An 8,458-nucleotide genomic window follows, 5' to 3' on the forward strand; every position below is an offset into this window, starting at 1 on the left:
GAAACAACAAAAGAAAATGCGGAATCTCCCAAGCCACAATTTCAAGAAAACCAAGAACATAATGGCATTTTGGATTCAGCAAGACAGAAACAACCGACAGAATCTCTAGGAGATTTGGAGAAATCGCAAGGAATCTATGAGGTAGTTGAAAAAATGCAAGACGCCAAGGAAGTGTTGAATTATACGCCAACCTTTGCGGCAAATCCCCTCCCGACTTATGGCTATCGTTTTGATAATGAAGCAGGAAAAGATTTAGAGGTAGAATCGCAAGCAAGGGCGAATCTGACTTTGCAAGCAGTGCCACCCAAAGTAGAATCTTCCACTTCCGAAGTGATTAGCTTGTTTAATGCCCCTAAAACCAACAAAGAAATGCAAAACAAAGAAGAACAAAAGGAATCTTTTGAAACACAATCCTCTCAAGCAGAATCTTGTGCGCCCTTTGTGCAGGCTACAACACAAGAATCTCCACAGCAAACAAAGGATTCTGAATTATCAAGGAAGTTGGTTTTAGAAAACAAGGAGACTTTAAGCATATTAGGAGTTGCAGATATACCACAGATTGTAGAATCGCAAGATTTTGTCTTGCCTAAATTAGAATTTTTGCAAGCTCCAAAAGAGGAGCGCATTGAGATTGATGAGGGAGAGATTGACCGAAAAATCAATGATTTGTTAAGCAAATTGCGAATGTTTAAGATTGAAGGGGATATTGTTAGGACTTATTCTGGACCCATTGTTACAACTTTTGAGTTTCGTCCAAGCCCAAATGTCAAAGTTTCGCGCATTTTGACTTTGCAAGATGATTTAGCAATGGCATTGCGTGCGAAAACGATTCGGATTCAAGCACCTGTGCCGGGAAAAGATGTTGTGGGAATTGAGATTCCAAACAATCAGATTGAAACAATTTATTTGCGAGAGATTTTAGAAAATGATTTGTTTGCAAACTCTACCTCGCCTTTAACTCTTGCTTTGGGTAAAGACATTGTAGGAAACCCTTTTGTAACAGACCTTAAAAAACTTCCTCATTTGTTGATTGCAGGGACGACAGGAAGCGGTAAAAGTGTGGGGATTAATGCGATGATTTTATCCTTGCTTTATAAAAACTCTCCTGCGCAACTGAAGCTTATTATGATAGACCCAAAAATGTTAGAGTTTAGCATTTATAATGACATTCCACACTTGCTAACTCCCGTCATCACACAACCCAAAAAGGCAATTATTGCTTTGGATAACACCGTAAAAGAAATGGAACGAAGATATACGCTGATGAGTGAAGCAAGGATTAAAAACATTGAGGGTTACAACCAAAAAGCTGAAATTGAAGGCTTTGAGCCTTTTCCTTATATTGTGGTAATTATTGATGAATTAGCGGATTTGATGATGAGCGGAGGCAAGGAAGCAGAGGTTTCTATTTCGCGTTTGGCTCAAATGGCAAGAGCAAGCGGAATCCATTTGATTGTTGCAACACAACGTCCGAGTGTTGATGTTGTAACAGGATTAATTAAAGCCAATTTGCCCTCACGCATTAGTTACAAAGTGGGACAAAAAATTGATTCTAAAGTGATTTTGGATAGTTTTGGCGCAGAATCTTTGCTTGGACGAGGAGATATGCTTTTCACGCCACCGGGCGGTGGAATCGTGCGTTTGCACGCTCCTTGGAGCACAGAAACAGAGATTGAAAAAATCGTAGAATTTATCAAATCCCAATGTCCTCCGCAATACGATGAAAACTTTATGCCCAATGAAGATGAAATCTTGGGCTTACGCGTAGAGGGCGAGACAGATGAGCTTTATGAGGAAGCCAAACGCATTATTTTAAGTGATGGCAAAACTTCTATTAGTTATATTCAACGAAGACTTGGGATTGGGTATAATAAGGCAGCAAATATTATTGAGCAAATGCAGGCACGAGGATTTTTGAGCGAACCTAATTCAAAAGGGGTGCGTGAAATCTTGGGTAATTAATTTCGTGTAGATTTTATAATTTAAAGTTGTAGTTTAAGACAAGTTTTGATAAAATTAAAAACTACACATTAAATTCGGAGCATACAAAGAAATGAATTCAACTCTAAAAGTCCAAAGTATTGATAGTGCAAATGCAGTTGCACAAGCCACGATTCCTGTGGATAGATTAAATCAAAAATTAGACAAAATAACAAAAGCTGCTAGTAAAAATCTCAAAATTGATGGATTTCGTAAGGGGCATGTGCCAGCAAGTGCAGTGAAGCAACGTTATGGCAAACAACTAGAAGAAGATGCACAAAGAGAATGTGTACAAGACCTTTTGCAAGATATTTTAAAGGAATTACAAGTAGAGGCAAATGCGCTAATTGGCGACCCGCGTATTACGAAATTTGATCAAAAAGAGGAAGGCATTGAGCTTGAGATAGAAGTTAGCCTAACACCAAGCATTTCGCTTGATAAATTAGAGGAATGTATTCCGGAAGTCAAGATTCCAGAAGTTACATCAGAAGACATTGCGAAACGGCTTGAAGAAATTGCGAATGCTAGGGCACCTCTTGTGGGAATTGAAGATGGAAGACGCAAGTTAAAAGATGGAGAATATGCAAAAATCAACTTTGAGGGCTTTATAGAGGGTAAGGCTTTTGAGGGTGGTAAAGCAGAGAATTACTTATTGCAAATTGGTAGCAAGTCTTTTATTGAGGGCTTTGAGGAGCAATTAATTGGTATGAAAAAAGGCGAAGAAAAAGAGATTAATGTAGCTTTTCCAGAAAATTATCAAGCTAAACACTTAGCGGGAAAACCAGCGGTTTTTAAAGTAAAATTGCTAGAGATTCAAACAAAAGGAAAGATTGAAATTGATGACAATTTTGCTAAGACACTTTTGCCAGACGACAAAGACGCAAATGTTGAAACATTGAAAGAAAAAATCAAAACGCAGCTCCAAAATGAAAAAAAGCAGGAGCTTTATAACAATAAATTAAAGGAAATTCTGATTGAGAATCTTAATAAAAACATTGTGTTTGATTTACCAAAATCTATTGTGCATCAAGAAATAGATTTGCTTTTTAGAAATAGCTTGATGTCTTTATCTCAAGAGGAACAGCAAAAGCTTGCAAAAGAGCCTGAAACACTCAAAGCTAAACGCGAAGAGCAAAGAGAGAATGCGGAAAAAAGCGTTCGTGTAACCTTTATCATTGATGCAATTGCAAAACGAGATAAAATAGAGATTCCAGACAATGAAGTGATTAATACTATTTATTATGAAGCAATGGCAATGCGCCAAGACCCAAAAGCAATTTTTGAATATTACAAAAATAATAATTTAATCCCAGCAGTGAAAATGGCAATGCTAGAGGATAGAGTGCTTACTGCTTTATTAGACAAGAGGGCGTAATGAGTTATTATGTGCCGACAGTTATAGAAAAATCAGGGCGCGGGGAGCGTGCGTATGATATTTATTCTAGGCTTTTAAAAGATAGAATCATTTTGTTAAGCGGGCAAATTGATGATGGTGTAGCTTCTTCTATTGTTGCGCAACTTTTATTTTTGGAGGCTGAAGATCCAGAAAAAGATATTTATCTGTATATTAATTCACCAGGTGGAGTGGTAACGAGTGGTTTGAGTATTTATGATACAATGAATTATGTTAAACCCGACATTAGCACGATTTGTATCGGTCAAGCAGCAAGTATGGGAGCATTTTTGCTAAGTTGTGGGACAAAAGGCAAACGTTATTCTCTCCCTAATTCTCGCATTATGATTCATCAGCCTTTGGGAGGAGCGCAAGGACAAGCCACAGAAATTGAAATTCAAGCGAAAGAGATTTTGCGTTTAAAGGCTAGTTTAAACGAAATCTTGGCAGCTAATACTAATCAACCATTAGAAAAAATTGCCAAAGATACGGATAGAGACTTTTATTTAAGTGCTCACGAAGCGCAAGAATATGGATTGATTGATAATGTTTTAACCAAAAGTTTAAAGTAAAGGGGGTAGTCCATGAAAGACGATTTTGATTCGTTTGAAGGTTTGCAAAGTTTTGAAACAGAGGGTATAGAGGAGGCTCCAGCTAATAACGCATCATCTTTTTCATCATTTGGATTAGATTCTGATTCCATGCCCGGAGAATCTGTAAATACGGGTTCAACGGAATCCAATACATTAGAGGATTATGGGGCGCAGATTATCCGCACATTGAGCGCAAATGGTATTGCCCCAACACCCTATAATTATAGAATCTATTTTGAAAAACTACTTGAAGATAAAACACAGCAATTTAAAGATAATGCAACACAATTTATTAGTCTTGATTTGACGCCTACGGAGAGACAAGCTTTGTTAGAAGATAAGGTTTTAAGAGCTAAAAACCATATGGTTAATACTCTACAACAGGTTGGCACAGCTTATAAAAATCTTCAATTTTTACAAAATATCCTTAAAAAACATGAAAGCGAAATAGGCGCAACCAATAATGCGATTGCTTTGCAAAATATTATCACCGTTTTTGAAAAAGAATTGAAATCGTTAGGTGAGACAACAAAAGTGCAGCTTCAGAATATTAAAGTCTCTTATGATAGAAGTATGCAGGCGATTGAAAGTATTGCAAACAATATTATTTGCGATGAGAAATATGGGCTTTATAATCGTAATTTTTTGGATATTAGACTGCTTGCTGAATTGGAATCTATCCACACAGAAAATCATAAATCCTCATTAATTTTGATTCAGATTACCAAAAGTCTTGCCCGACGCATTACTTCAGATAAAAATTCCACACTTATCAGTCGTGCGATTTCTAAAATTTTGCAAAAAATCGCAAACAAAAGTGATGTACTTGCTTATTGCGGTTCAGATATTTTTGGAATCCTACTTAGCCATAGTGATAGAGAAGCTGCGAAGCGATTTGCAAATCGTTTGATTGAAAAAGTCTCTACTACGAATATTTTTTTAGGAGAAGAGGAAATCTCTCTTAGTGTTTGCACTGGAATCGCTGAAATTAATGGAAGTTCTAGGGGAAAAGATGTTTTCAAAAATGCCTTAGAGGCTCTAAAAAAGGCTTCTAGTAGTAATGTTTCCTTTGTCGTGGCGGGAGAAGGGAAGGAGAAAAAGCATTAATGCTTGAGGTTATCACTTACCCTAATTCAATTTTACGACAGATTTCAAAACCTGTGGAATCTTTCGATTCAAAACTCCATTTGCTTTTAGATGAAATGTATGAAATTATGCTCGCTAAAAACGGCGTTGGAATCTCTGCGATTCAGGTTGCTAAACCTATTCGCGCTTTGTTGATTTGTATTCCTGATGAAGAAGGAAATCAACATAAAGAAGATTTGCTAGAAGTCATCAATCCCGAAATTGTAGAAAAAGATGGAGAAATTGTATTTAGTGAAGGTTGTTTGAGTGTACCAGAGTTTTATGAAGACATTAAACGCGCCAATACAATTAAAGTTGTTTATCAAGATAGATTTGGCAAACCGCAAGAAATTGTTGCACAAGATTATTTAGCCGTTGCTTTTCAGCACGAGATTGACCACTTAAATGGTGTTTTATTTATTGATAAACTCTCTATCGTCAAGCGCAAAAAATTTGAAAAAGGCTTGAAGCAAAAGCATAAATTTTAGAATTTTACAAATGTGGTTTAGCTTGATAGTTATCCAAAAGCTTGATACAAATCGTCAAAAAGATTCCCTCCAAAAGAGCCGCAAGAATAAAAGCATAATATTCGTGTGTATCAATTGCATTGAATTGCAAACCAAGTTGCGCTGTTGCGACGAGGAAGGTTAAAGGCATAGAGTGGCTAAAGGCAAATAAGATTGTTTGTTTTATATCCCCAAAGTATTTTCTATATGCAACGAAAGCCCCCAATAAGCGTAAAATAACCATAACAAGAATAATGCTCAATGTCAGCGACAAGAGTTGTCGGTTTTGTGTAATCAGATTCAAATCCAATGTAGAGCCAACGAAAATAAAAAATAAAGGAATAAAGAATCCAAAACCAAAATCGTTTAATTTGTCTATCAAGCCTTTGTGATGATGAAAATAAGTCGCTAAAATCATACCTGCTAAAAATGCCCCAAGCACGCGTTCTAGCCCTAGAATCTGTGAGATTCCAATTAGAATTAAAAACAGCATTGCGCTAAAGCGAATGTCTTGATTTTTGCTTGCATTTTTTGGAATCAGAAAAAATTTCAAAGTAGGAAACCACCAAAACATAATGTCTGCAACCTTGAACATACCCACAATGACGCTTAAAAAAATAAACAAAACGAGCAATGTCCGATATAATTCCCAATTTAATCCATAGGAATATGCACCATTGAGCACTACAAGCACAACAATGCTAATCAGCTCACCCAAGATTCCAACATTTAAAGCAAGTTGTAGCCAAGATGTATTTTTGGGGTATTCTTTGAGTAATGCCATAATCATACCCAAACTCATTACAGGCAAGGCAGCAATATAAAACTTAGATAGCCCAGCATTAAGCACATACAAGCAAGCGACACCATAGAGAATTAAGAAATATAAAAAAGCAGATTTTAGGAAGTCTATTCCGAGTTTTGTAAAGGTTTTCAAATCCACTTCTAAGCCACATAGAAACATCAAAAATAAAAAGCCAATGTGTGCAATAAAGCTTAGGGATTCGGAATGTGAAAAAAGTCCAAAATGAAAAGCAAGCGCACCAAGTAGAATCTCTGTAACCACAAGAGGCAAGCGTAAAAGCGAGCTAAGAAAAGGTGCGATGACAATCAAAACTGCAATAATACCAAAAGTAATAATGTTTTCCATAATAGGGCTTAAACTCCAAAATTAAAAGTATAACTTACTTTAGGGTAAATTGCCATAAATCTGTGGTAAAATGCGCTCCAAAACAATTTTATTTAGGAATCTTAAACAATGATTCAAGATTTTTTCGCCCCGCTTTTGGAATCTTTGCCTAGTGATAGAGGGCGCAAATGTGAGATTTTATCACAAGAGTGTATTTTGCAAAGTGGATTCCATCATTTTGATTGGACTGCGAGCGGGCTAGCAGCGAAATGCGTAGAATCGCGAATGAACAAGATTTTGCCCTTTTATGCCAATACGCATTCCGAGAGTAATTCCCACGCAGAATTAATCAGCTCCTTATATGAGGAGGCGAGGGAAAGATTAAAGCAAATCTTTAAACTTGATTCTAATTTTGCTTTAATCTCTTGTGGCTTTGGTTCAACTGCTGCAATCAAAAAGTTTCAAGAACTCTTAGGGATTTATATTCCACCCAGAACAAAGCAAATTTTGGGAGTGGATTCCTTGCGTGATAAATCTTCTTTTCCGCTCGTGATTGTTGGACCTTATGAACACCACAGCAATGAATTAAGTTTCAGAGAGGGATTGTGCGAAGTTGTGCGTATAGGATTGAATACGCAAGGATTGGTGGATTTGGAGGCTTTAAAGAATATTTTAAGTGCAAATGTCGGGCGTAAAATCATCGGTTCTTTTGCTTTGGGTTCCAATGTAAGTGGAATCTTAGCACCCTTTGCGGAAATTTCTCATTTGATTCGTTCCTTTGGCGGAATCGTATGTTTTGATTGTGCGACTACCTCACCTTATTTGGATATTCCACCAAGTTTTTATGATGTAGCTTTTCTTTCTCCTCATAAACTTTTGGGGGGTATTGGTGGAAGTGGAATCTTAATCATTTCTCGTGCCTTGATTGATAAAACTTTGCCACCAACTTTTTGTGGTGGGGGTATTGTTGGTTATGTTTCTCGCACAAGCGCACAATATTATGCACAAGAGCAAAGAAGAGAGGAGGCAGGAACGCCCGGTATTTTAGAGTTTTTACGAAGCTATTTTGGCTATGCTTTGCGGGAGGAGATTGGGCAAGAATGGATACAACAAGCAAAGATTCCTTATATCCGCACATTGCGGGAATTTTTAGAAAATGAACCCAAGATAATAACTTATGGCAATTTAGAACATAATGCTTTGGGAATTTTTTCGTTTAATATTCGCGGAATCTCACCCTTTGAAGTCTCACTTCAATTGTCCAAAGAATATGGGATTCTCACTCGCGCAGGTTGTGCTTGTGCTGGACCTTATGGACACGATTTGTTGGGATTGGAGGATAATGCCTTTTTTATCCAAAAGCCCGGTTGGGTGCGCCTAAATGTGCATTATACGCATACGCAAGAGGAAATCAATCGGCTTTTAGAGGCGTTGAAGCAAATCTTTCATTCGGTTTGAAAGCAAAATGAAAAGATTTCTTTCATTTTTTATGGGTTTTTGTTGGAGTGCTAGGGCAGTTTTGGGGTGGTTTTTCTTTGATAATTCTTACTTTGCGCTTCAAATCTTGAATCAATTTCTTGCCTTATTCATTGCGATGAAAGTTTTATCAAAGATTTGCTTCAAAGTTTAGAGTTCCGCAAGGAAACTCCCCATATCATTTTTGCTAGAAACAAATATAGTGAGAGCGGAGGCAATCCATAGTCTAAAATCTCGCCTTTAAGATTCTATTGTA

Annotated in this window: 7 protein-coding genes; 6 read left to right on the forward strand and 1 reads right to left on the reverse strand. The window is 37.0% G+C overall.

The window, feature by feature from the left end:
- The 5 genes from Q1553_RS03390 to def all read left to right on the forward strand — a co-directional run.
- A partial coding sequence (locus Q1553_RS03390) for a DNA translocase FtsK (RefSeq protein ID WP_300842753.1) occupies positions 1 to 1,962 on the forward strand: 1,962 nt, incomplete at its 5' end.
- A gap of 91 nt (positions 1,963 to 2,053) precedes the next feature.
- Entirely contained in the window at positions 2,054 to 3,355 is a 1,302-nt protein-coding gene (tig, locus tag Q1553_RS03395; protein WP_115551452.1) for a trigger factor, read from the forward strand.
- The gene (clpP, locus tag Q1553_RS03400) at positions 3,355 to 3,945 is read left to right on the forward strand and encodes an ATP-dependent Clp endopeptidase proteolytic subunit ClpP (RefSeq protein ID WP_115551451.1); all 591 of its coding nucleotides are present in this window, start codon (positions 3,355 to 3,357) and stop codon (positions 3,943 to 3,945) included. The genes tig and clpP overlap by 1 nt, the downstream gene beginning before the upstream one ends.
- 12 nt (positions 3,946 to 3,957) lie before the next feature.
- On the forward strand, positions 3,958 to 5,073 hold the full coding sequence (locus tag Q1553_RS03405) for a diguanylate cyclase (protein ID WP_300706704.1): 1,116 nt from the start codon (positions 3,958 to 3,960) through the stop codon (positions 5,071 to 5,073).
- A complete protein-coding gene (def, locus tag Q1553_RS03410; protein ID WP_115551449.1) occupies positions 5,073 to 5,579 on the forward strand; it encodes a peptide deformylase in 507 nt (168 codons plus the stop codon). The genes Q1553_RS03405 and def overlap by 1 nt, the downstream gene beginning before the upstream one ends.
- Before the next feature lie 4 nt (positions 5,580 to 5,583).
- Here the strand turns inward: def and Q1553_RS03415 are convergent, their stop codons facing one another.
- On the reverse strand, positions 5,584 to 6,747 hold the full coding sequence (locus tag Q1553_RS03415; RefSeq protein ID WP_115551448.1) for a cation:proton antiporter: 1,164 nt from the start codon (positions 6,745 to 6,747) through the stop codon (positions 5,584 to 5,586).
- Positions 6,748 to 6,855: 108 nt separating this feature from the next.
- Here Q1553_RS03415 and Q1553_RS03420 point away from each other — a divergent pair, with 108 nt between their 5' ends.
- Positions 6,856 to 8,184, forward strand: a complete 1,329-nt coding sequence (locus Q1553_RS03420; protein WP_300842754.1) for an aminotransferase class V-fold PLP-dependent enzyme — start codon at positions 6,856 to 6,858, stop codon at positions 8,182 to 8,184.
- Positions 8,185 to 8,458 lie beyond the last annotated feature (274 nt).

It is taken from the genome of Helicobacter sp. UBA3407 (genome assembly GCF_949747025.1).
Taxonomy (GTDB): domain Bacteria; phylum Campylobacterota; class Campylobacteria; order Campylobacterales; family Helicobacteraceae; genus Helicobacter_D; species Helicobacter_D ganmani.

What these genes read in the sequence shown, in the direction of transcription:
- def (WP_115551449.1), top strand. Translation starts at nt 5,073, where the DNA reads ATGCTTGAGGTTATCACTTACCCTAATTCAATTTTACGACAGATTTCA.
- clpP (WP_115551451.1), top strand. Translation starts at nt 3,355, where the DNA reads ATGAGTTATTATGTGCCGACAGTTATAGAAAAATCAGGGCGCGGGGAG.
- Q1553_RS03420 (WP_300842754.1), top strand. Translation starts at nt 6,856, where the DNA reads ATGATTCAAGATTTTTTCGCCCCGCTTTTGGAATCTTTGCCTAGTGAT.
- Q1553_RS03405 (WP_300706704.1), top strand. Translation starts at nt 3,958, where the DNA reads ATGAAAGACGATTTTGATTCGTTTGAAGGTTTGCAAAGTTTTGAAACA.
- Q1553_RS03415 (WP_115551448.1), bottom strand. Translation starts at nt 6,747, where the DNA reads ATGGAAAACATTATTACTTTTGGTATTATTGCAGTTTTGATTGTCATC.
- tig (WP_115551452.1), top strand. Translation starts at nt 2,054, where the DNA reads ATGAATTCAACTCTAAAAGTCCAAAGTATTGATAGTGCAAATGCAGTT.